Here is a 20,612-nt window from a genome sequence, read left to right on the forward strand (position 1 = left end):
CCGACGCGTCAGCCGTCGACCTCGTACCGCCCGACCTCCAGGAAGTACCTCAGCTCCTCCGGAGTGCCGTCGATGGCGTCCTCGGCGGCCGCGCGCAGTGCCGCGCTGATGTTCGGGTCGGCCAGGATGCGGGCGACGGCGACGCGGTCGTCTTCGGCCTGGGCGAGGCGGTAGCCGGTTTCCAGGAAGGCGCGCAGGGCTTCGGGGGTGTTGGTGTCGAGGGCCTTGGTGGCTTCGCGTTTGACGCCTCGTCCGGAGTCCGGGTCGCCGATGATGCGGACGATGGCGACGCGGTCGTCCTCGGCCTGCGCGAGGCGGTAGCCCGTCTTGAGGAAGGCACGCATGTCCTCCACCGTGCCGTCGAGGGCCTCGGTGGCCTCCCTCTTGACGCCCCGTCCGCTGTCCTCGTCGGCCATGATGCGGAGGATCGCTATCCGGAGCTCCTCCTCCGACATCTCGTCCACCGGCGTGCCGTCCGTCGTCGCCGCGGCCGTCACGGCGGGGGCCACGGCGGCCGGGCCGGCTGCGACGGCCGGGGTGGCGAGCAGGAGGACGGGCGTCAGGGCGGCGGCGGCCGCCAGGGCACCGCGGGTGCGTCTCATGCGTGAACCTGCCTTCAGTGCAAGGAAGTTGGATGATCCGGGGCGGCACCGGGCTGGGCCGGGCCGTCGGTGCGGACATCCTCACATCCCCCGGCGTGCGGGTCCTCGCATTTTCCCGGCGCTGCCGGCACGGTCCCCGACCGCTGAGGCACCTCGGAACTCTCAGGGTCACTTCTTCCCGGGCGGGCTGTACTCCTTGAGGTAGTGCGCGACGCGGTCGGTGTAGGTACGAGTGTCCGGGGGAACGCCGCCCGCGTCGTTCACCGTCTTGTACGACGTCCGGTACGCGGCGGCGACCAGCACCCGCCTCTCGCCCCGCAGGCCGGGCTCCAGGCGCGGGGCGATCCAGCACAGGTAGCGGCCCATGGCCGGGATGGACTCGGCGGGCGGGAAGGGGGGCCGGGGGACGGTCTCGCCGGGAGTGCCGTCCTCGTTCATCCACCAGCGCAGGACGCGCGGGGTCCAGCGGGCGATGCCGTACTCGTCGTTGGCGGGGTCGGAGAGATCCGGGTCGAAGTCGCTCTCCACCTTCAGCATGGCGGCGATCAGGGCAGGGGTGACCTCCTTCTGGTCGCAGTCGTGCGCCGTCTCCACGATCAGCAGCCGGTAGGCGGGCGGGACGCCCCGGTCGGTGCGCAGGTCGGAGGCGCCGTACGCGGCGGCCGGGACGTTCGCGGTCGCGCCGGGGCCACCGCCGCCGGGGGGACCGCCGGCCCAGACGCTGACGCCGTAGGCGAGGGCGGCGAGCGCGCCGACGGCCATGGCGGCCGCGACGGACGTACGGACCGTGTGGCGGCGGGCCGGGCGCAGCAGGGGCAGCCGGAAGGGCCGGTGCGCCGTCCCGGCGGCAGCCGCCCGGACGCGGCGCAGCAGTGCCTCGCCGGTGATGCGGTCCTGGTACGTCCGGGTCAGACAGGCGCGTACGATCTCCCGCCAGTCGTCGGCCAGTTCGGGCGACAGACGCAGCTCGTCGGTGCCGCGGGCGTAGGCCGCCGCCGCGTCGCGACGGGCCGTCGGAGTGGCGCCGGGCAGCGGGAAGGAATCGGTGAGGACGAGGTGGGCCAGGACGCCGAAGGCCCACACGTCGGCGGACGGCCGGATCCGGCGGCCCCGTTCGCCGATCTCGGTCCACAGGAGCTCGGGCGGCGTGTAGTCGGGGGTGGAGAAGGCCGGGGTGTAGGCGTGGGTGCCCTCCAGCTCGGCCGCCATGTTGAAGTCGGCCAGCCGGACCGAACCGTCCTCCATCAGCAGCACGTTGGCCGGTTTCAGGTCGCCGTGCACCCAGCCGGCGTCGTGCAGCTGGGCCAGTCCCTCGCAGATCTGCGCGAGCAGCGTGGGACCCGCCTCGGGCCGGGGCACCGCTGTGAGCAGGGCGGACAGGGAGCCCTTGGCCCGCTCCAGGACGAGGACGGTGGCGCCGTCCAGCTCCGGGCGGCCCGGGTCGTCGACGGTCAGCGTCTCGTACATCCGCACCAGCCGCGGGTGTTTCAGCCGCCGGTACAGCGCGACCTCCCGCTCGATCAGCTCGCGCAGGTGGCTGAGCCGGCGGGGCGTGGCCGTACCGGTGGGCAGGAACTTCAGGGCGGCGGTCCGGGGCAGCTCCGTGCTCTCGCCGACGCGCCGGGCGGCGTACACACTGCCGAAGGCGCCGGTCGCGATCGGCTCGCGCACCTCCCAGGCGCCGACCCGGTAGCCCTTCGGCACGGGCACCGCATAGGCCTCGTTCACCGGGTCACCTCGCCCGGCGGGGCGGCCAGGACGCCCAGGTCGTCCTCCCGGACCAGGTCGAAGCGGAGCGCCAGGGAGACCAGGGACTCCTTCTTGCCGTTGAGCCGAGGGCCCGTGTCGGCGCTCTCCGGGCCCGGTTTGAGGCGGAGCTTCACGGCGAGGTAGTCGATGTTCCACTGCACGGCCGTGCGGGACGCGGCCGGCCAGGTGGGGCGCAGGCGGTCGGCGACCTGGTCGACGGTGGGCAGCGGGGCGTGCGGGGTGCCACGCAGGCGCGGTTCGCACAGGGCGGCCAGCACCGCGAAGTAGCGCTTGCCGCGGTCGACGGAGAAGGCCGGCGCGGTCGTGGCGCCGTCGAGGCCGCCAGCGCCGCTGAGGTAGTCGTGGCGCGGCGCCCACACCTCCAGCGGCAGCAGGTCGCCGGCGGCGGGCAGCACGATCCGCGAGAACTCGAAGGGGATCGGCGCGTCCAGCCGCCCGGGCGCCACCTTGACGTGTTCGCCCGCGCCCTCCGGGTTCTCCACCACGTAGGTCTGGTCGCGGCTGAGGTTGCTCAGGATCCAGAAGGCGCCCTGCGCGGTGATCTCACCGGCCCGGCGGGAGACCCCGTCGTGGGGGATGGGCAGGTCGTTGCCGTGCGCGGACCGGCCGAAGGTGAGGCGTTCGCCGGGCGCGAGTCTGACTTGGGTGCGGTTTCGCTCGTCCTCCGTGGTCGGCGGAGGTACCACGATGATGCTGTACAAGGTGCTCTCCCCGTGCCTGAACAGCTACCACCGTCAGACTAGGGCGACGCACCAGGGCCGTGCCCCCCTCGTACGGGTGAGACACGGCCCTTGGGTGTGATTGGCGTGAACTGGTCCGGTCGACCGGGCCCGTTCAGTACTTGGGGCGGTTGAACCAGGCCTTGCCGTTGGCGTTGCCGACGAACACCGCGACCAGGACGGCCAGGATGGTGTGCACCAGGCCGATGATGACGAACGGGTAGATGCCCAGGACGGCCGTGATGATCGCGAAGACCAGGATGGTGATCCGGGCGCTGTTGCCACCGGACTTGAACTTCGTCGCCAGGACCGCGCCGAACACCAGCCAGGCCAGGCCGAACACGGCGTAGCCCCAGATCACGCCGGTCGACTGGCCGACCAGGTCCTGGAAGGCGGTGTTGTCCTGGAGGGACTCGTCGTCCTTGGCCGCGTTGAGGGCCGCGGCGGCGAAGGCCATCAGCGCCACGCCGACGACCTGCAGACCGACGATCACCCACATCATCGCGCGGGCCGCGCTCACCGAGCCCGGCATCGTGGTCGGCGCGGCGGGGCCGCCGCCGTAGGGAGACACCGGAGGGGCCTGCGGGTAGCCGTAGCCGGGCGCCTGGCCCTGCTGCTGCGGGTAGCCGTAGCCAGGCTGCTGCGGCTGCCCCTGGGGAGCGCCGTAGGGGTTGTTCGGGTCGCCGTAGCTCATGGCTGGATTTCCTCCGTTGGTTCCGAGTGCGGGGACGACGCGGGGCATCCGCACGGAGGAGAAGTACTTCAGATTGCGACCGTCCCCCCGTTGAACTGCCCGCGGCACTTGTCATGTCATCGTTCTGCACCGGTGACGGGCTTGTCCAGCCGCATTCCTGATGTGTTGTGCAAGTGCAACATCGCTGATCATGGGCGGATACGGGAGGAGCGGCCCCCGGTGCCCGGATTGTGGCCGGATTGGAACCGTGGGCGGGTCATCCGCGAGGATGGGGTCATGACCGCCCAGATTCTCGATGGCAAGGCCACCGCAGCCGCGATCAAGTCCGATCTGACCGCCCGCGTGGCGGCGCTGAAGGAGAAGGGCGTCACGCCCGGCCTCGGCACGATTTTGGTCGGGGACGACCCCGGCAGCCAGAAGTACGTCGCCGGCAAGCACCGCGACTGCGCGCAGGTCGGCATCGCCTCGATCCAGCGCGAGCTGCCCGCGACGGCGACGCAGGAGGAGATCGAAACCGCCGTCCGCGAACTGAACGAGGACCCGGCCTGCACCGGGTACATCGTGCAACTGCCGCTCCCCAAGGGCATCGACGAGAACCGCATCCTGGAACTGATGGACCCGGACAAGGACGCGGACGGGCTCCACCCCATGAACCTCGGCCGCCTGGTCCTGAACGAGCCGGCCCCGCTGCCCTGCACCCCGAACGGCGTGCTGACCCTGCTGCGCCGCTACGGCGTGGAGATCAAGGGCGCGGAGGTCGTGGTGGTCGGCCGGGGCGTGACCATCGGCCGGCCGATGCCGCTGCTGCTGACGCGGCGCAGCGAGAACGCGACGGTGACCCAGTGCCACACCGGCACGCGTGATCTGTCGGCGCACCTCAAGCGCGCGGACATCATCGTCGCCGCGGCCGGTTCCGCCCATCTGATCCGCGCCGAGGACGTCAAGCCGGGCGCTGCCGTCCTGGACGTCGGTGTCTCCCGCAGCGCCGAGGGCAAGATCGTGGGCGACGTCCACCCCGACGTGGCCGAGGTCGCCGGCTGGATCTCCCCGAACCCCGGCGGAGTCGGCCCGATGACCCGTGCCCAGCTGCTCGTCAACGTGGTCGAGGCGGCGGAGCGCAGTGTCGGCTGACCGGAGCGCGCGCAGCGCGGCGGGCGGCGGGAGCGCCGAGACCGGGCAGGCAGGCCCGATCGCTTCGACCGAGCCGGAGGAGCAGGTCGGGCCGAGCGCTCCGGACGGGGCGGACGGGCCCGCGGAGGGCGAAGACGGCCTCACCGTGCGGGACCCGGTCAGCGCGCCCGACGCCGAGGGGCGGGCGCGGCGGGTCACCCGGCGGTTCCCGCTGTTCACCAGGGACACCGCGCGGCCCGAGGGCGGTGGCCGGGCCGTGTCCGGGGACGCGCCGGCGCCTGTGCGGCAGTGGCCCGTTCTCGCCGTGCTGGGGCTCGTGGGGCTCGGGCTGCTGGTGACCGCCTTCGACCAGTTCCGGCTCGGGACGCTGCTGATCGGAGCCGCCCTGCTGGGCGGTGGCGTGATGCGCTGGCTGCTGCCGGACGTCGGCATGCTCGCCGTCCGCTCCCGCTTCACGGACATCGTCACGTACGGCGTGCTGGGCTTGACCATCGTCCTGCTGGCACTGATGGCACAGCCGAAGCCGTGGCTGCAGATCCCGTTCCTGAAGGACACGCTGCACTTCACGGTCACCAGCGGATGACCCGACGGCGGTCCGTCCTCTCCCCCGAGGAAGGACGGGCCGCCGCCACGGACCAACCCTCCTGCACGGCGAACGGCCTGTTCAACGGCTGTCAGAGCGCTGTGGCACGGAAGTGACAGTTCCGGTACTTCCTCTGGTGAATTCCGCACGAAGTAGTGCGACGACGGGGTTGGCGTGGACAATCAGGACGGTCCAGGGTGTATCGCGCGCTGTCTTCATGCTTCTGTGCGCCCCCGGTCGGGGAACTGAGATCCTGAGTGTGCGCATCCCTGTGGGTAACCAGAACGGGGACTCGGCCGAGGCCGCCAACGCGCGGGGCGAACAGCGCGGGACATATCAGCACGACCGGCACGGCCGGGGGGAAGAGGGGGGAAGCAATGCCTCGTTGGAGGGCCTTGCCGGATGAGCTCGATCCACAGATCAGGGAGTTCACCAGCCAGCTGCGCAGACTCGTGGACCGCAGTGGTCTGAGCATCGCGTCGGTGGCGGACCGCACGGGCTACAGCAAGACGTCGTGGGAGCGTTATCTGAACGGCCGGCTGCTCGCGCCCAAGGGCGCGATCGTGGCGCTGGCCGAGGTGACCGGGACCAACCCGTTGCACCTGACCACCATGTGGGAGCTCGCCGAGCGCGCCTGGAGCCGCTCGGAGATGCGGCACGACATGACGATGGAGGCCATCCGGATCTCCCAGGCGCGCGCCGCGCTCGGGGAGTTCGGCGGGCAGGACTTCGGCGACCCGTCGGCCGGCTCCAAGAGCGGCGGTACGACGGCCTCCGGCGGCAAGAGCGCTTCGGGCAAGCCGGCTTCCCGGGGTGCGGACAAGCCCGCCCGCAGGAGCGGCAGCGCCACCGTCACGCCGGGTATCGCGGGGCCGGCCGGAGTGGCCCCGACCGTGCCGCCGCAGCCGACGGCGCCCGAGGTCCAGGACTCCTCCACCAGCGGTGGTGTGCGGGAGGACGGCGGCCGGGGCGGTGCGACCGGGGTCAACTCGTGGGGCATCGCCGGGTACCAGGGTCCGTCGCCGACGGGCGGCCGCTCCGCCGGCAGCGGCAGCGGCATCGGCAGCGGTCCCGGCAGTGGCCCGGGCAGCGGCAGCGGGTCCAGGCCCGGTGCGGGCGGCAGTACTCCCGCCGGGGCGCCCGACGGGCCTGCCCGGACGCCGGGTTCGGGCGCGGGTTCGCAGCACCGGTCGCCGCGGGGCGCCGCCCCGTCCCGGGCGAAGGGCTCCGCCGGGGGCAAGCGGCGGACCGTGACGTTCCTCGCGGGTGTCGTGGGCGTGCTCGTGGTGATCGCCGGCGCGTTCTATCTCACCGGCGGCGGTGGCGACGACGAGGCCAAGGGCGGTACCAGGTCGCCCAAGCCGAGCGCCACCACGAACCCGGACCTGCCGCCCGGTGTGAAGTGCAGCGGCGACAGCTGCACCGGCAAGGACGCGGAGGCCATGGGGTGCAGTGGTGACCTGGTCACCACGGCGCAGACCGCGACCGTCGGCACCGCCGTCGTGGAGGTCCGCTACAGCGAGACCTGCAAGGCGGCCTGGGGCCGTGTCACCCAGGCGACCCAGGGCGACGAGGTCGAGATCAGCGCGGGCAAGGCGAAGCAGTCCGGGAGCATCACCGTGGCCGGCGACGCGATCGCGTACACCCCGATGGTGGCGGTGAAGAACGCCGCCGACGCCAAGGCCTGCGCGACCCTGGCCTCGGGCGAGCAGGGCTGCACGGAGTAGGCCTGCGGGCAGCGGGCAGCGGGCAGCGGGTGTGGGCCGGTGGGGGTTGTTCGCGCAGTTCCCCGCGCCCCTGGAGGGGCGTCTCGGACCCGGTCCGAACGAATTTCGCAGACGGAGGAATGGCCGGGGGAATCGGGGGCAGGCGAACCGTACCCCCACGGGAGTCCGGCACGGTCGGTTCCCCCCGGCGGCCGCCCCAGTCCCTCTCTCCCGGACGGGCGGCCGCCTTTCGCATGGGCGCCGGGCGGGTTGTGGGGTGGGCCACACCTACCCGGCCGTGCGAGATACCGGATGCGCGATAGCCTGACCGCTGGTGGATCTCTTGACGCCAAGAGATCGATCAGACGTCCGGGGCAGGGACCGCCCCACCGCCAGCTGTCATACGGAGAACGCCATGACCCGCACTCCCGTGAACGTCACCGTCACCGGCGCGGCCGGCCAGATCGGTTACGCCCTGCTCTTCCGCATCGCCTCCGGTCAGCTGCTCGGCGCGGACGTGCCGGTCAAGCTGCGCCTCCTCGAGATCACCCCGGCGCTCAAGGCCGCCGAGGGCACGGCCATGGAGCTGGACGACTGCGCGTTCCCGCTCCTCCAGGGCATCGACATCTCGGACGACCCGAACGTCGCCTTCGACGGCGCCAACGTCGCGCTGCTCGTCGGCGCCCGCCCCCGTACCAAGGGCATGGAGCGCGGTGACCTCCTCGAGGCCAACGGCGGCATCTTCAAGCCGCAGGGCCAGGCGATCAACGCCCACGCCGCGGACGACATCAAGGTCCTGGTCGTCGGCAACCCGGCCAACACCAACGCCCTGATCGCCCAGGCCGCCGCGCCGGACGTACCGGCCGAGCGCTTCACCGCCATGACCCGCCTCGACCACAACCGCGCGCTGACCCAGCTCGCGAAGAAGACGGGCTCGACGGTCGCCGACATCAAGCGTCTGACGATCTGGGGCAACCACTCCGCCACCCAGTACCCGGACATCTTCCACGCCACGGTCGCCGGCAAGAACGCCGCCGAGGTCGTGAACGACGAGAAGTGGCTGGCCGAGGACTTCATCCCGACCGTCGCCAAGCGCGGCGCCGCCATCATCGAGGCCCGTGGCGCCTCGTCGGCCGCCTCCGCCGCGAACGCCGCCATCGACCACGTCCACTCGTGGGTCAACGGCACCGCCGACGGCGACTGGGTCTCCATGGGCATCCCGTCGGACGGTTCGTACGGCGTCCCGGAGGGCCTGATCTCGTCCTTCCCGGTCACCACCAAGGACGGCAAGTACGACATCGTCCAGGGCCTGGACATCAACGAGTTCTCCCGCGCCCGGATCGACGCCTCCGTCAAGGAGCTCGAGGAGGAGCGCGAGGCGGTCCGCGGCCTCGGCCTCATCTGACCGGAGCCTCTCCGCGCGTCCGCGCAGGCCCCGTACCGGCTCCGGCCGGTACGGGGCCTGCGCGCTTACCGCGTTGCCAGCCCCGGGTCGTAGTCCCCGCCGGAGGGCTTCCGGCCTCGGGCGGCCTGACGTCAGCCGCACCTGATTGGCGGGTGATTCGCCCCCGTTTGCCCGCATCCCCAGTGACACAGCGCACTTTCGGCCACGGATCGTGCATGCATCCAGAGGGCGAGGGCAGGCGCACTCGGTCTCTTAGTGACACGTGTGTGACACAAGGGCGCTGATCAGGAACGGAAGGCGAAAGCGGTCATGGCGGAAAGCAACGTACTTCAGGCGCGCAGCACCATCCACGCGGGGGGCGAGTGGCGTGCGGCCGTCTCCGGCGCCACCCGGGAGATCCTCGACCCCGCGGACGCGCTGCCGTTCGCCGTGGTCGCGGAGGGTGACGAGAAAGACACCGACCTGGCGATCGCCGCCGCCCGGCGCGCCTTCGACGAGGGCGACTGGCCCCGCACGCCCGTCACCGAGCGCGCCGCGCTGCTGAGGCGCGTCGCCGACCTGCTGGTGCGCGACCGCGAGCAGCTCGGGCGGCTGGAGGCCCAGGACGCGGGCAAGACCGTCGAAGAGGGCCGCGTCGACATCGACTGCGTCGCCGACGCCTTCCGCTACTTCGCCGACCTGGTCGCCGGCGAGGCCCCCGGCCGGGTCGTGGACGCGGGCTCGCCCGACATCCACAGCGTCGTCGTGCACGAGCCCATCGGTGTCTGCGCGATGATCACGCCCTGGAACTACCCGCTGCTGCAGGCCAGCTGGAAGATCGCCCCGGCGCTCGCGGCGGGCAACACCTTCGTCATCAAGCCGAGCGAGATCACGCCGATGACGACGATCGCGGTCATCGAGCTGCTGGTCGAGGCCGGGCTGCCCGCCGGTGTCGCCAACATCGTCACCGGGCCCGGTCATTCGGTCGGCGCACGGCTCTCCGAACACCCGGACGTCGACCTGGTCTCCTTCACCGGCGGCCTGGTCAGCGGCACCAAGGTCGCCGAGGCCGCCGCCCCGACCGTCAAGAAGGTCGCCCTCGAGCTCGGCGGCAAGAACCCCAACGTCGTCTTCGCCGACGCCTGCGCCACCGAGGAGGGCTTCGACACCGCCGTCGACCAGGCCCTCAACGCTGCCTTCATCCACAGCGGCCAGGTCTGCTCGGCCGGCGCCCGCCTCATCGTCGAGGAGTCGGTCCGCGACCGCTTCGTCGCCGAACTCGCCCGCCGCGCCGAGAAGATCCGGCTCGGCCGCGGCACCGAGGACGGCGTCGAGTGCGGCCCGCTGGTCTCCGAGCAGCAGCGCGACAAGGTCGAGATGTACGTCGAGTCCGCCCTCAAGGAGGGCGCGGTACTGCGCTCCGGCGGCAAGCGCCCCGAGCCGTCCCCGCAGCGCCCCGAGAACGGCTACTTCTACGAGCCGACCGTCCTCGACCACTGCCACCGCGAGATGCGTGTCATCCGGGAGGAGGTCTTCGGACCGGTCCTCACCGTCGAGACCTTCCGCACCGAGGACGAGGCCGTCGCCCTCGCCAACGACACCGAGTACGGCCTCGCGGGCGGTGTCTGGACCTCCGACGCGGGCCGCGCCCGGCGCGTGGCCGGCCGGCTGCGGCACGGCACGATCTGGATCAACGACTTCCACCCCTACCTGCCGCAGGCGGAGTGGGGCGGCTTCGGCAAGAGCGGAGTGGGCCGGGAACTCGGCCCGGCCGGACTCGCCGAGTACCGAGAGACCAAGCACGTCTACCAGAACCTCGCTCCGAAGCCGGTGCGCTGGTTCGCGGGCTGACCTCCCGCACCCGCGCACCCGCGCACCCCGCGCCCTTCGGGCCGACCTCTACGTCCCCTCTGGTTCATCCCCTCTGGAGCAAGTACGCCATGTCCCACACCAGTCACGAGTACGACTATGTCGTGATAGGCGGCGGAACCGCAGGTTCCGTCATTGCCTCCCGTCTGACCGAGAACCCCGACGTGACCGTCGCCGTCATCGAGGGCGGCCCCAGCGACGTCGGCCGCGACGACGTGCTGACCCTGCGCCGCTGGATGGGCCTGCTGGGCGGCGAGCTCGACTACGACTACCCCACCACCGAGCAGCCACGCGGAAACTCGCATATCCGGCACAGCCGCGCCCGGGTCCTGGGCGGCTGCTCCTCGCACAACACCCTGATCGCCTTCAAGCCGCTGCCGGCCGACTGGGACGAGTGGGAGGCCGCCGGCGCCAAGGGCTGGGGCGCGGTGCAGATGGAGGCGTACTTCGCGCGCCTGCTCAACAACGTCGTCCCGGTCGACGAGAAGGACCGGAACGCCATCGCCCGCGACTTCGTCGACGCGGCCCAGGCGGCGCTGAACGTGCCGCGCGTGGAGGGCTTCAACAAGAAGCCGTTCACCGAGGGCGTCGGCTTCTTCGACCTCGCCTACCACCCGGAGAACAACAAGCGCTCCTCGGCGTCGGTGGCGTACCTGCACCCGGTGATGGACGAGCGGCCCAACCTGACGATCCTGCTGGAGACCTGGGCGTACAAGCTGGAGCTGGACGGCAACCGCGCCGAGGGCGTGCACGTCCGCACCAAGGACGGCGAGGAGATCCTCGTCAAGGCCCGCAACGAGGTCCTGCTCTGCGCCGGCGCGGTCGACTCGCCCCGGCTGCTGATGCACTCCGGCATCGGCCCGAAGGCGGACCTGGAGAAGCTCGGCATACCCGTGACGCACGATCTGCCGGGCATCGGCGAGAACCTGCTCGACCACCCCGAGTCGGTGATCGTGTGGGAGACGAACGGACCCATCCCGGAGAACTCCGCGATGGACTCCGACGCCGGCCTGTTCGTGCGCCGCGACCCCGAACGGCCGCACCCCGACCTGATGTTCCACTTCTACCAGATCCCCTTCACGGACAACCCGGAGCGACTGGGCTACCAGCGGCCGGAGTTCGGCGTCTCGATGACCCCGAACATCCCCAAGCCCAAGAGCCGCGGCCGGCTCTACCTGACCAGCGCCGACCCCGAGGTCAAGCCGGCCCTGGACTTCCGCTACTTCACCGACGAGGACGACTACGACGGCCAGACCCTCGTCGACGGCATCAAGATCGCCCGCGAGATCGCCAGGACCGAGCCGCTGGCCGGCTGGCTCAAGCGCGAGGTGGCGCCCGGCCCGCACGTGACCGACGACGCCGAGCTCAGCGAGTACGCCCGCAAGGTCGCGCACACCGTCTACCACCCCGCGGGCACCTGCAAGATGGGCGACCCCGACGACCGGCTCGCGGTCGTCGACCCCGAGCTGCGCGTCCGCGGCCTGGAGGGCATCCGCATCGCCGATGCCTCCGTGTTCCCCACCATGACCACCGTGAACCCGATGATCGGCGTGCTCATGGTCGGGGAGAAGGCCGCCGAGCTGATCGGTGGTGGTGACCGGTGACCGAGATTCCGACCCTCGAACCCCCCACGGAGGAGCAGAGCATGGACACCACCCCCGTCTTCTCGGTGGAGGGCCTGTGGAAGGTGTTCGGCCCCAAGGCCGACCGCGTTCCCGCCGACCCCGAGCTCACCGCCCTCGACCCCGCCGAGCTGCGCTCCCGCACCGGCTGCACGGCCGCCGTCCGCGACGTCACCTTCGATGTGCGCAAGGGCGAGGTCTTCGTCGTCATGGGCCTGTCCGGCTCCGGCAAGTCCACGCTGGTGCGCTGTCTGACCCGGCTCATCGAACCGACGGCCGGCACCATCGCCATCGACGGCGAGGACGTCCGCGCCATGGACCGCTCGCGGCTGCGCGAACTGCGCCGCCACCGCGCCGCCATGGTCTTCCAGCACTTCGGCCTGCTGCCGCACCGCACGGTCCTCGACAACGTCGCCTACGGCCTGGAGATCCAGGGCATGGGCAAGGCCGAGCGGCGTGAGCGCGCCGCCGAGGTCGTCGCCAAGGTCGGCCTGGAAGGCATGGAGCACCGCCGCCCGAGCCAGCTCTCCGGCGGCCAGCGGCAGCGCGTCGGCCTCGCCCGCGCGCTCGCCGTCGACCCCGAAGTCCTCCTCTTCGACGAGCCGTTCAGCGCGCTCGACCCCCTCATCCGGCGCGAGATGCAGGAGGAGGTGGTCCGGCTCCACCACGAGGAGGGCCGGACGATGGTCTTCATCACCCATGACCTCCAGGAGGCCCTCAAGCTGGGCGACCGCATCGCCCTGATGCGCGACGGCCGGGTCGTGCAGCTCGGCACGCCCGAGGAGATCGTGGGCTCGCCCGCCGACGACTACGTCCGCGAGTTCGTCCGGGACGTCCCGCGCGAGCAGGTGATGACCGTCCGTACGGCCATGCGCAACCCGTCGGCGGACCTGGACGGCAGCGGACCGGCCGTGCGGCCCGACGCGACGGTCTCCGAGGCGATCGAGGCGGTCGCCCGCGCCGGCGTCCCGGCCCGGGTCGTGGACGAGGGCCGGTGCGTGGGCATGGTCGACTCCGACACGCTGCTCGGTGTCGTCGCCGGCACGGAGCAGCCGGCTCCGCCCGGGACGGAGAAGTCCAAGGAGGCGGTGTGATGGCGACCATCACCGCGAACCCGCCCCGGGTCGGCCTGCCCGGCCTCCTCAGGCACCGGGCCGTGCACAAGTTGCTGCTCCTCGCCCTGGCCGCCGCGATCCTCGTCCCCCTGGCGAACGCCCGCTGGGCGAGCGGCAGCTGGCCGGCCGCCCTGACCGTCGACTTCTCCGAGCCGCTCGCCAAGGCCAGCGACTGGATCATCGACAACCGCGACAGCCACCCGCTGTTCCTGTACTTCTTCGGCCACGTCAGCAACGTCGTCGTCATCGCCGTACGAGCCGTCTACCTCGGCCTCCTGGCCGTCGGATGGGCGGGTGTCACGGCCCTGGGCGCGCTGGTCGCCTGGCGCGTCGCGGGCATCCGGCTCGCGCTCGGCACGGGCATCGCGTTCCTGGCCTGCGGCCTGCTCGGCATGTGGGTGCCGACCATGCAGACGCTCGCCCTGATGGTCGTCGCGGTCCTCGCGTCGGTCGTGGTGGGCGCGCTGCTCGGGCTCGCCGCCGGGCTGTCCGACCGGATGGACCGCCTGCTGCGCCCGGTCCTGGACACCATGCAGGTGCTCCCGGCCTTCGCCTATCTGCTGCCGGTCGTGCTGGTCTTCGGCATCGGCGTCCCGGCGGCCGTCCTGGCCACCGTCATCTACGCCGCCCCGCCCATGGCCCGGCTGACCTCGCTCGGTCTGCGCGGCGCCGACAAGGAGGTGCTGGAGGCGGTCGAGTCGCTCGGCTCCACCGCACGCCAGCGGCTGCTGACGGCCCGTATCCCGCTGGCCCGCAAGGAACTCCTGCTCGGCCTCAACCAGACGATCATGATGGCGCTTTCGATGGCCGTCATCGCGGCCGTCATCGGCGCGGGCGGTCTCGGTGACCGCGTCTACCAGGCGCTGGCCTCGGTCGACGTCGGTGCCGCGCTCGCCGCCGGCATCCCGATCGTGCTGCTGGCCGTCGTCCTGGACCGCGTCACGGGCGCGGCCGGGGAGCGGCTCGGCGCCGAACCGGAGCCCCGGCGCGGGCGCGGCTGGCTGTACGCCCTGGTCGCCTTCGCCGCCGTGGCCGTCGCCGGCCGGGTCGCGGGGCGGCTCGACTGGCCCGAGGCCTGGGTCGTCGGCATCGCCGAGCCCGTCAACCGCGCGGTCGACTGGATGACCGCGCACCTCTACTCCGGCGTCCCCGTGGTCGGCGGCACCGCCGACTGGGCGGGCCACTTCACCACCTGGGTGCTCGACCCGATGCGCGACGGCCTGCAGTCACTGCCCTGGTGGTCGGTCCTGCTGATCGTCGCCGCCCTGGCCTGGGTGATCGGCACCTGGCGCACCGCGCTCACCGCCGTCCTCGCCATGGCCGCCATCGGCGTGCTCGGCGTGTGGAAGCCCTCCCTCGACACCCTGTCGCAGGTCCTCGCCGCCGTCGCCGTCACCCTTGTCGTCGGCTTCGCCACCGGCATCGCGGCGGCCCGCAGCGACCGTCTGGAGCGGCTGCTGCGGCCCGTCCTGGACGTGTTCCAGACGATGCCGCAGTTCGTGTACCTGATCCCGGTCGTCGCCCTGTTCGGCGTCGGCCGCGCCCCGGCCGTCGCGGCCGCGATCGTGTACGCGCTGCCGGCCGTCGTCCGGATCACCACCCAGGGCCTGCGCCAGGTCGACCCGGCCGCGCTGGAATCCTCCAGCTCGCTCGGCGCGACCAGCTGGCAGCAGCTGCGGCAGGTCCAGCTCCCGCTGGCCCGGCCGGCCCTGCTGCTCGCCGTCAACCAGGGCCTCGTCCTGGTCCTCGCCGTCGTCGTCATCGGCGGCCTGGTCGGCGGTGGCGCGCTCGGCTACGACGTGGTCTTCGGCCTCGCCCAGGGCGACCTGGCGACCGGTCTGGTGGCCGGCGCGGCGATCGTCTGCCTCGGCCTGATGCTCGACCGGGTGACCCAGCCCACCGAGCGGCGCGCGAAGAAGGGAGCGTGACATGCGAGTCCGTACGACTGCCATGATCGCCGCCGTGAGCTCCCTGGCGCTGCTCACCGGCTGCGGCGCGGCCGACATGACCAAGCAGGCCTCGCCCTTCGCCAACGCGCAGGGCGCCAAGTCCGTGACCCTGTCCGTGCAGTCCTGGGTGGGCGCCCAGGCCAACGTGGCCGTCGCCCAGTACCTCCTGGAGAACGAGCTGGGCTACCGCGTCGACACCGTCCAGGTCGACGAGGTGCCCGCATGGGACGCGCTCAGCCAGGGCCGCGTCGACGCGCTCCTGGAGGACTGGGGCCACCCCGAGCAGGAGCAGCGGTACGTCAAGGACAAGAAGACGATCGCGCCCGGCGGCGGACTCGGCGTCACCGGGCACATCGGCTGGTTCGTCCCGACGTACTTCGCCAAGAAGCACCCGGACGTCACGAACTGGAAGAACCTCAACAAGTACGCCGACCAGTTCCGCACCCCCGAGAGCGGCAGCAAGGGCCAGCTGATGGACGGTTCGCCGTCCTACGTCACCAACGACAAGGCGCTGGTGAAGAACCTGAAGCTGGACTACCAGGTGGTGTTCGCCGGCTCCGAGGCGGCGCAGATCACCCAGATGCGGCAGTTCGCCAAGGAGAAGAAGCCCTTCCTCACCTACTGGTACTCCCCGCAGTGGCTGTTCAAGAAGGTCCCGATGACCGAGGTGAAGCTGCCGGCGTACAAGGAGGGCTGCGACGCCGACCTGGAGAAGGTCGCCTGCGCCTACCCGCACACGCCGCTGCAGAAGTACCTCAACGCGGACTTCGCGAAGAAGGGCGGCAAGGCGGCGGCCTTCCTGAAGAAGTTCAAGTGGACGACCGAGGACCAGAACGAGGTCTCCCTGATGATCGCCGACCAGAAGATGACGCCGGAGGAGGCGGCGAAGAAGTGGGTGGACAGCCACAAGTCCACATGGAAGAAGTGGCTGTCCTGACGCGTCCTACGTCAGCCGGGCGGCGATCTCCCGCAGTGCGCGGGCCGCGCGCCGCTGGAGTCCCGGCCCGAAGGTGATCCGGGTGGCCCCTCGCGTGCCGAGTTCGGCGGGCGAGGGGCCCTCGTCGACCAGGGCTCCCACATTGACGGGCCCCTGGATACCGGCCCGCAGCAGCGGCAGCACCTCCGGCGGGGCCCCGATCGGGTAGACACAGTCGGCGCCCGCGGCGACGTACAACGCGGCCCGCTCGATGGCCCGTCCGGGATCGGCGACCCCGCAGGCGAAGGTGTCCACGCGGGCGTTCACGAAGAGCCGGTCACCGGCCACGGACCGCACCTCGGCGAGCCATTCGGCGTGCGCGCGCGGGTCCTTGAGCACCCCGTCCTCGGAGTCCTCCAGGTTGCAGCCCACCGCCCCGGTCTCCAGCAGCCGCTCCACCAGTTCCTTCGGGGCGAGTCCGTAACCGCCCTCCACGTCCGCCGACACCGGCACGCCGACGGCCCGGACGATCCGGGCCACCGCGGCGAACATCTCGTCGGCCGGGGTCTGCCCGTCCTCGTACCCCAGGGACGCGGCGACTCCGGCACTGGGCGTGGCGAGCGCCGGGAAGCCGGCCTCCTCGAACACCCGGGCAGTGGCCGCGTCCCAGGGGCCGGGCAGCACGAGGGGGTCGCCGGGCACCCGGTGGTGGTGCAGGGCGCGGAACACATCGGCCTTGCTCATGGTGTGTGACCTCCCGGCGGGATCCGGCGGCTCACCATCACCCGGTTCCAGCTGTTGATGGCGACGACCAGCCCGATCAGATGGGCCAGCCGGGCCTCGTCGAAGTGCTTGGCGGCCCGCTCGTACACCTCGTCCGGCACGAAGCCCGCCGTCAGCAGCGTCACCGCCTCCGTCAGCGCCAGCGCGGCCCGCTCCCGCTCGTCGAAGACGTCCTCGGCCTCCTCCCACGCGGCCAGCAGGTCGATCTGCTTCTCACTCACCCCGTACTCGCGCGCGATCGCCAGGTGCATGTCGAGGCAGAACGCGCACTGGTTGAGCTGCGAGGCGCGGAGCACGACGAGTTCGGCCAGGGCCGGGTCACCGAAGCCCCGCTTGGCGACCTTGCTGAGCGCGGCCATGGCCCCGCCGACCGCCGGATCCAGCAGCCGGGTCCGGGCCGTCACTTGTACTGGCCCGGCTGGTAGTGCCCCGGCGCCATCCGGCAGGTCACACCGAACCGGTTCCAGGCGTTGATCACCGTGATCGCGGCGATCAGCTGCGCCAGCTCCGCCTCCTCGAAGTGCCGCGCGGCCTGCTCGTACACCTCGTCCGGGACGAACCCTTCCGTCAGGACCGTCACGGCCTCCGTCAGCTCCAGCGCCGCGAGCTCCTTCGCGGTGTAGAAGTGCCGCGACTCGTCCCAGGCGCTGAGCTGCACGATCCGCTCGACGCTCTCGCCCGACGCGAGGGCGTCCTTGGTGTGCATGTCGATGCAGAAGGCACAGTGGTTGATCTGGGAGGCACGGATCTTCACCAGCTCGTACAGCGTGTGGTCCAGGCCCTGCCGGGCGGCGGTCTCCAGCCGGACCATCGCCTTGTAGACGTCGGGCGCGTGCTTGGCCCACTCCAGGCGGGCGGGCCGCTCGGCTGCGTACTCCGCGCCTGTCGTCGTCGTGTCATCGGTGTGCGTCGTCATGCTCCCGACCCTAGGAAGGAAGCAGCCCAGGAGTATGGTCCATTTCCATGGCGGAACCATGGGCCACTCTGGGCATCGACCTGCACGTGGAGCCGACCGGCCCGGGCCTGCGCCGGGGCCTGACCGACGCCCTGCGCGAGGCGGTGCGCTCCGGCCGGCTGGCCCCCGGCACCCGGCTGCCCTCCTCCCGCGCGCTCGCCGCCGACCTGGGCATCGCCCGCAACACGGTCGCCGACGCCTATGCCGACCTGGCCGCCGAGGGCTGGCTCACCGCCCGGCAGGGCTCGGGGACCCGGGTCGCCGCCAGGACGGTCGTCCCGCCGGCCGGTACGGCACCCCACCCCCGCGCCCACGCCCGCCCCGCCTACGACCTGCGCCCCGGCAGCCCCGACCTCGCGTCCTTCCCGCGCGCGCAGTGGCTCAAGGCCGCCCGCCGCGCCCTCACCGCCGCCCCGTACGACGCGCTGGACTACGGCGACCCCCGGGGCCGCCCGGAGCTGCGGGCCGCGCTCGCCGGCTACCTCTCCCGGGCCCGGGGCGTACGCGCCGACCCCGAACGGATCGTGGTGTGCGCCGGGTTCGCGCACGGCCTGAAGCTGCTCGGCACGGTCCTGCGGGCACGCGGGGCGGGGACCGTAGCGGTCGAGTCGTACGGGCTCGACGCGCACTGGAGGCTCCTCGCCGCGGCCGGCCTGGCCACCACCCCGCTGCCCTTCGACCAACTGGGCACGGACCCGGGCGAGTTGTCCGGCGCCGACGCGATCCTCCTGACCCCCGCCCACCAGTTCCCCATGGGCGTGCCCCTGCACCGCGACCGCCGCGCCGCCGTCGTCGACTGGGCGCGCCGCACCGGCGGGCTGGTGCTGGAGGACGACTACGACGGCGAGTTCCGCTACGACCGCCAGCCCGTGGGCGCGCTCCAGGGCCTGGACCCCGACCGGGCGGTCTATCTGGGCACGGCCAGCAAGTCCCTCGCCCCCGGCCTGCGGCTGGCCTGGGCGGTGCTGCCGCCGGGCCTCGCCGAGGAGGTCGCGGCGGCGAAGGGCGGCGTCGACACCTGCGGGGTGCTCGACCAGCTGACCCTGGCCGAGTTCCTTGCCTCCGGGGCCTACGACCGCCATGTGCGCGCGACCCGCCTGCGCTACCGCCGCCGCAGGGACGCCCTGGTCGCCGCCGTCGCCGCCAGCGCTCCCGGGGCCCGGGTCACCGGCATCGCGGCCGGTCTGCACGTCCTGCTGCGGCTGCCGCCGGGCACCGAGCAGTCCGTGGTCCAGGCCGCGCACTGGCAGGGCCTCGCCGTCCACGGACTCGCCCGCTACCAGCACCCCGCCGCGCACGCCGAGCCGGTGGACGCCCTGGTCGTGGGCTACGGGACGCCACCGGACCACGCCTGGTCGGGGGCGCTGGACGCGCTGTGCGCGGTACTGCCCGGATAATCGCGCCCTGACAATCGCGCGAATTCCCCTTCGGGAATGCGATTCCGGGGATATGGTCGCCCCATGAGCGAAAGCCCTTCCATATCCCGTGTGGCCCTGAAGAAAATCACCCCGGGCGTCTCCGCCGCAATGGGTTCCCTGCACTCCGCCGCCGTTTCCGCGGCGCAGGACGCCAAGGTCGAACCGGAACTGCTCGAACTGGTCAGGATCCGCGCCTCGCAGATCAACGGCTGCGCGTTCTGCCTCGACATGCACAGCAAGGACGCCCGCGCCCAGGGCGAGACCGAGCAGCGCCTCTACACCCTGAACGCCTGGCGGGAGACGCCCTTCTTCACTCAACGGGAGCGTGCCGCCCTCGCGTTGACGGAGGCGGTGACCCTGGTCCACGACGGTCGCGTCCCGGACGCCGTGTACGCCGAGGCGGCCGAGGTCTTCGACGAGAACCAGATCGCCGCGTTGATCTGGGCGGCCACCGTCATCAATGCCTACAACCGCATCGCGATAGCCACGCGTATGGTGCCGAAAAGCTGAAAAAGAACAACGGAAATCACGCCGGGTCGAATTCCTTCGGCCCGGCGTCGTCATGTCCTCTGTTCTTCTGTTAATTCAGCTCGGCAGGGGCTCCATGAGGCCGTCCAGCCAGGTCCGCCATTCCCCGGCCCGCTCCACCGGCGGCATTTCCATCGGCCTTCCCGTCCAGCCCGTGACAGGCCGGATCCCGTGCAGCGCGTTCACCAGCCACACCTCGCGGCCGTCCAGTTCGGCCACGGTCCGCTCGCGGTGCGCGATCCGGATCCCGGACCGCAGCGCCCGCTCCTGGACGAGCCCGGCCGTGACACTCGGCAGGACGGGCAGCCGGGGCGGGGGCAGGCACAGGGTGTCGTCCTCCCACCACAGCACGCCGGCGGTGGCCGACTCCAGCACCGTGCCCGACGGCGCGATCAGCACCGCCTCGTCGGCCCCTTCGCCGGCGGCCCGGCGGCGTACCCGGGCCAGGGTCTCCAGGTCCGGGCCCTTGCGGCGGGGCACCGTCCTCGGGTCGGCCTGGCCCGCCGCCCACAGCCGGATCTCCGTGCCGAGCGGCGGGGCGGGACGCACCAGCAGCCGCAACTCCAGGGAGCCCGCCGCGAGTTCCACCCGCGGGAACCACTCACCCGTGCGCGGCAGCGCGGCCGTCACGTCCTGCCAGAACGCGACCAGCAGGCGCGGTTCCGGCCCGCCGCACTCGACGCAGGACCGCGAGAACCGCTCCCGGTGCCGGGCATAGGCCCGCACCCGGCCCTCGCGCAGCAGCCACGAGTCCGCGACCAGCAGCCGCCCCCCGGCCTCCTGCTCCGGGGCGGCGGCCAGGCCACGGCCGGGCGTCCATGTCCACAGGCCTTCCGCCACCGCCGGTCGTGTCACCACCAGCTCCTCC

The 20,612-nt window shown here is 72.1% G+C and carries 19 protein-coding genes; 11 read left to right on the top strand and 8 right to left on the bottom strand.

Going from position 1 to position 20,612, the window contains the following annotated elements; all coding sequences use genetic code 11:
- Window positions 1-8: 8 nt before the first annotated feature.
- The 4 genes from AC07DF_RS02115 to AC07DF_RS02130 form a co-directional block, all read right to left on the bottom strand.
- Window positions 9-602, bottom strand: a complete 594-nt coding sequence (locus tag AC07DF_RS02115) for an ALF repeat-containing protein (protein WP_478966063.1) — start codon at window positions 600-602, stop codon at window positions 9-11.
- Window positions 603-770: 168 nt separating this feature from the next.
- The gene (locus AC07DF_RS02120) at window positions 771-2,330 is read right to left on the bottom strand and encodes a protein kinase domain-containing protein (RefSeq protein WP_478966065.1); all 1,560 of its coding nucleotides are present in this window, start codon (window positions 2,328-2,330) and stop codon (window positions 771-773) included.
- Window positions 2,327-3,073: an FHA domain-containing protein gene (locus AC07DF_RS02125; RefSeq protein WP_478966067.1), complete on the bottom strand. Its 747-nt coding sequence runs from the start codon at window positions 3,071-3,073 to the stop codon at window positions 2,327-2,329. The genes AC07DF_RS02120 and AC07DF_RS02125 overlap by 4 nt, the downstream gene beginning before the upstream one ends.
- A gap of 133 nt (window positions 3,074-3,206) precedes the next feature.
- The gene (locus AC07DF_RS02130) at window positions 3,207-3,785 is read right to left on the bottom strand and encodes a hypothetical protein (RefSeq protein WP_478966069.1); all 579 of its coding nucleotides are present in this window, start codon (window positions 3,783-3,785) and stop codon (window positions 3,207-3,209) included.
- Between the two features lie 276 nt (window positions 3,786-4,061).
- Between AC07DF_RS02130 and AC07DF_RS02135 the strand changes: the two genes are divergently transcribed.
- The 9 genes from AC07DF_RS02135 (at window position 4,062) to AC07DF_RS02175 (ending at window position 16,081) form a co-directional block, all read left to right on the top strand.
- On the top strand, window positions 4,062-4,916 hold the full coding sequence (locus AC07DF_RS02135) for a bifunctional methylenetetrahydrofolate dehydrogenase/methenyltetrahydrofolate cyclohydrolase (RefSeq protein ID WP_478966071.1): 855 nt from the start codon (window positions 4,062-4,064) through the stop codon (window positions 4,914-4,916).
- A 145-nt stretch (window positions 4,917-5,061) separates the two neighbouring features.
- Window positions 5,062-5,499 (top strand): DUF3017 domain-containing protein, encoded by a 438-nt coding sequence (locus AC07DF_RS02140; protein WP_478967549.1) that lies wholly within the window; start codon window positions 5,062-5,064, stop codon window positions 5,497-5,499.
- A 395-nt stretch (window positions 5,500-5,894) separates the two neighbouring features.
- Window positions 5,895-7,226 (top strand): helix-turn-helix domain-containing protein, encoded by a 1,332-nt coding sequence (locus AC07DF_RS02145; RefSeq protein ID WP_478966073.1) that lies wholly within the window; start codon window positions 5,895-5,897, stop codon window positions 7,224-7,226.
- 394 nt (window positions 7,227-7,620) lie between these two features.
- On the top strand, window positions 7,621-8,610 hold the full coding sequence (locus tag AC07DF_RS02150) for a malate dehydrogenase (RefSeq protein ID WP_382489546.1): 990 nt from the start codon (window positions 7,621-7,623) through the stop codon (window positions 8,608-8,610).
- A 309-nt stretch (window positions 8,611-8,919) separates the two neighbouring features.
- Window positions 8,920-10,440 carry an aldehyde dehydrogenase family protein gene (locus tag AC07DF_RS02155; RefSeq protein ID WP_478966075.1) on the top strand — a complete coding sequence of 507 codons (1,521 nt, stop codon included), beginning with the start codon at window positions 8,920-8,922 and terminating at the stop codon, window positions 10,438-10,440.
- An 89-nt stretch (window positions 10,441-10,529) separates the two neighbouring features.
- Window positions 10,530-12,062, top strand: a complete 1,533-nt coding sequence (locus tag AC07DF_RS02160; RefSeq protein ID WP_478966077.1) for a GMC family oxidoreductase — start codon at window positions 10,530-10,532, stop codon at window positions 12,060-12,062.
- A gap of 41 nt (window positions 12,063-12,103) precedes the next feature.
- Window positions 12,104-13,174, top strand: coding sequence for a quaternary amine ABC transporter ATP-binding protein (locus AC07DF_RS02165; RefSeq protein ID WP_478966079.1), 1,071 nt, complete (start codon window positions 12,104-12,106; stop codon window positions 13,172-13,174).
- Window positions 13,174-15,123, top strand: coding sequence for an ABC transporter permease (locus AC07DF_RS02170; protein WP_478966081.1), 1,950 nt, complete (start codon window positions 13,174-13,176; stop codon window positions 15,121-15,123). Before AC07DF_RS02165 ends, AC07DF_RS02170 begins: the two co-directional genes overlap by 1 nt.
- Before the next feature lies 1 nt (window position 15,124).
- On the top strand, window positions 15,125-16,081 hold the full coding sequence (locus AC07DF_RS02175) for an ABC transporter substrate-binding protein (RefSeq protein ID WP_478966083.1): 957 nt from the start codon (window positions 15,125-15,127) through the stop codon (window positions 16,079-16,081).
- Between the two features lie 6 nt (window positions 16,082-16,087).
- Here the strand turns inward: AC07DF_RS02175 and AC07DF_RS02180 are convergent, their stop codons facing one another.
- Genes AC07DF_RS02180 through AC07DF_RS02190 form a run of 3 tightly spaced genes read right to left on the bottom strand, consistent with a single transcriptional unit; the run spans window position 16,088 to window position 17,759 of the window.
- Window positions 16,088-16,804 (bottom strand): isocitrate lyase/PEP mutase family protein, encoded by a 717-nt coding sequence (locus AC07DF_RS02180; RefSeq protein ID WP_478966085.1) that lies wholly within the window; start codon window positions 16,802-16,804, stop codon window positions 16,088-16,090.
- Entirely contained in the window at window positions 16,801-17,247 is a 447-nt protein-coding gene (locus tag AC07DF_RS02185; protein WP_478966086.1) for a carboxymuconolactone decarboxylase family protein, read from the bottom strand. The genes AC07DF_RS02180 and AC07DF_RS02185 overlap by 4 nt, the downstream gene beginning before the upstream one ends.
- Window positions 17,244-17,759 (bottom strand): carboxymuconolactone decarboxylase family protein, encoded by a 516-nt coding sequence (locus AC07DF_RS02190; RefSeq protein WP_478966088.1) that lies wholly within the window; start codon window positions 17,757-17,759, stop codon window positions 17,244-17,246. Before AC07DF_RS02190 ends, AC07DF_RS02185 begins: the two co-directional genes overlap by 4 nt.
- 47 nt (window positions 17,760-17,806) lie before the next feature.
- Here AC07DF_RS02190 and pdxR point away from each other — a divergent pair, with 47 nt between their 5' ends.
- Both pdxR and AC07DF_RS02200 read left to right on the top strand, forming a co-directional pair.
- Window positions 17,807-19,195 (top strand): MocR-like pyridoxine biosynthesis transcription factor PdxR, encoded by a 1,389-nt coding sequence (gene pdxR / locus AC07DF_RS02195; protein ID WP_478966090.1) that lies wholly within the window; start codon window positions 17,807-17,809, stop codon window positions 19,193-19,195.
- A gap of 63 nt (window positions 19,196-19,258) precedes the next feature.
- A complete protein-coding gene (locus AC07DF_RS02200) occupies window positions 19,259-19,726 on the top strand; it encodes a carboxymuconolactone decarboxylase family protein (RefSeq protein WP_478966092.1) in 468 nt (155 codons plus the stop codon).
- 75 nt (window positions 19,727-19,801) lie between these two features.
- Here AC07DF_RS02200 and AC07DF_RS02205 read toward each other — a convergent pair whose 3' ends face one another.
- The gene (locus AC07DF_RS02205; RefSeq protein WP_478967551.1) at window positions 19,802-20,599 is read right to left on the bottom strand and encodes an aminotransferase class IV; all 798 of its coding nucleotides are present in this window, start codon (window positions 20,597-20,599) and stop codon (window positions 19,802-19,804) included.
- Between the last annotated feature and the right edge of the window lie 13 nt (window positions 20,600-20,612).

The organism is Streptomyces sp. NPDC044719 (assembly GCF_056433405.1).

What these genes read in the sequence shown, in the direction of transcription:
- AC07DF_RS02115 (WP_478966063.1), bottom strand. Translation starts at nt 602, where the DNA reads ATGAGACGCACCCGCGGTGCCCTGGCGGCCGCCGCCGCCCTGACGCCC.
- AC07DF_RS02130 (WP_478966069.1), bottom strand. Translation starts at nt 3,785, where the DNA reads ATGAGCTACGGCGACCCGAACAACCCCTACGGCGCTCCCCAGGGGCAG.
- AC07DF_RS02135 (WP_478966071.1), top strand. Translation starts at nt 4,062, where the DNA reads ATGACCGCCCAGATTCTCGATGGCAAGGCCACCGCAGCCGCGATCAAG.
- AC07DF_RS02150 (WP_382489546.1), top strand. Translation starts at nt 7,621, where the DNA reads ATGACCCGCACTCCCGTGAACGTCACCGTCACCGGCGCGGCCGGCCAG.
- AC07DF_RS02155 (WP_478966075.1), top strand. Translation starts at nt 8,920, where the DNA reads ATGGCGGAAAGCAACGTACTTCAGGCGCGCAGCACCATCCACGCGGGG.
- AC07DF_RS02160 (WP_478966077.1), top strand. Translation starts at nt 10,530, where the DNA reads ATGTCCCACACCAGTCACGAGTACGACTATGTCGTGATAGGCGGCGGA.
- AC07DF_RS02165 (WP_478966079.1), top strand. Translation starts at nt 12,104, where the DNA reads ATGGACACCACCCCCGTCTTCTCGGTGGAGGGCCTGTGGAAGGTGTTC.
- AC07DF_RS02170 (WP_478966081.1), top strand. Translation starts at nt 13,174, where the DNA reads ATGGCGACCATCACCGCGAACCCGCCCCGGGTCGGCCTGCCCGGCCTC.
- AC07DF_RS02175 (WP_478966083.1), top strand. Translation starts at nt 15,125, where the DNA reads ATGCGAGTCCGTACGACTGCCATGATCGCCGCCGTGAGCTCCCTGGCG.
- AC07DF_RS02180 (WP_478966085.1), bottom strand. Translation starts at nt 16,804, where the DNA reads ATGAGCAAGGCCGATGTGTTCCGCGCCCTGCACCACCACCGGGTGCCC.
- AC07DF_RS02190 (WP_478966088.1), bottom strand. Translation starts at nt 17,759, where the DNA reads ATGACGACGCACACCGATGACACGACGACGACAGGCGCGGAGTACGCA.
- pdxR (WP_478966090.1), top strand. Translation starts at nt 17,807, where the DNA reads ATGGCGGAACCATGGGCCACTCTGGGCATCGACCTGCACGTGGAGCCG.
- AC07DF_RS02200 (WP_478966092.1), top strand. Translation starts at nt 19,259, where the DNA reads ATGAGCGAAAGCCCTTCCATATCCCGTGTGGCCCTGAAGAAAATCACC.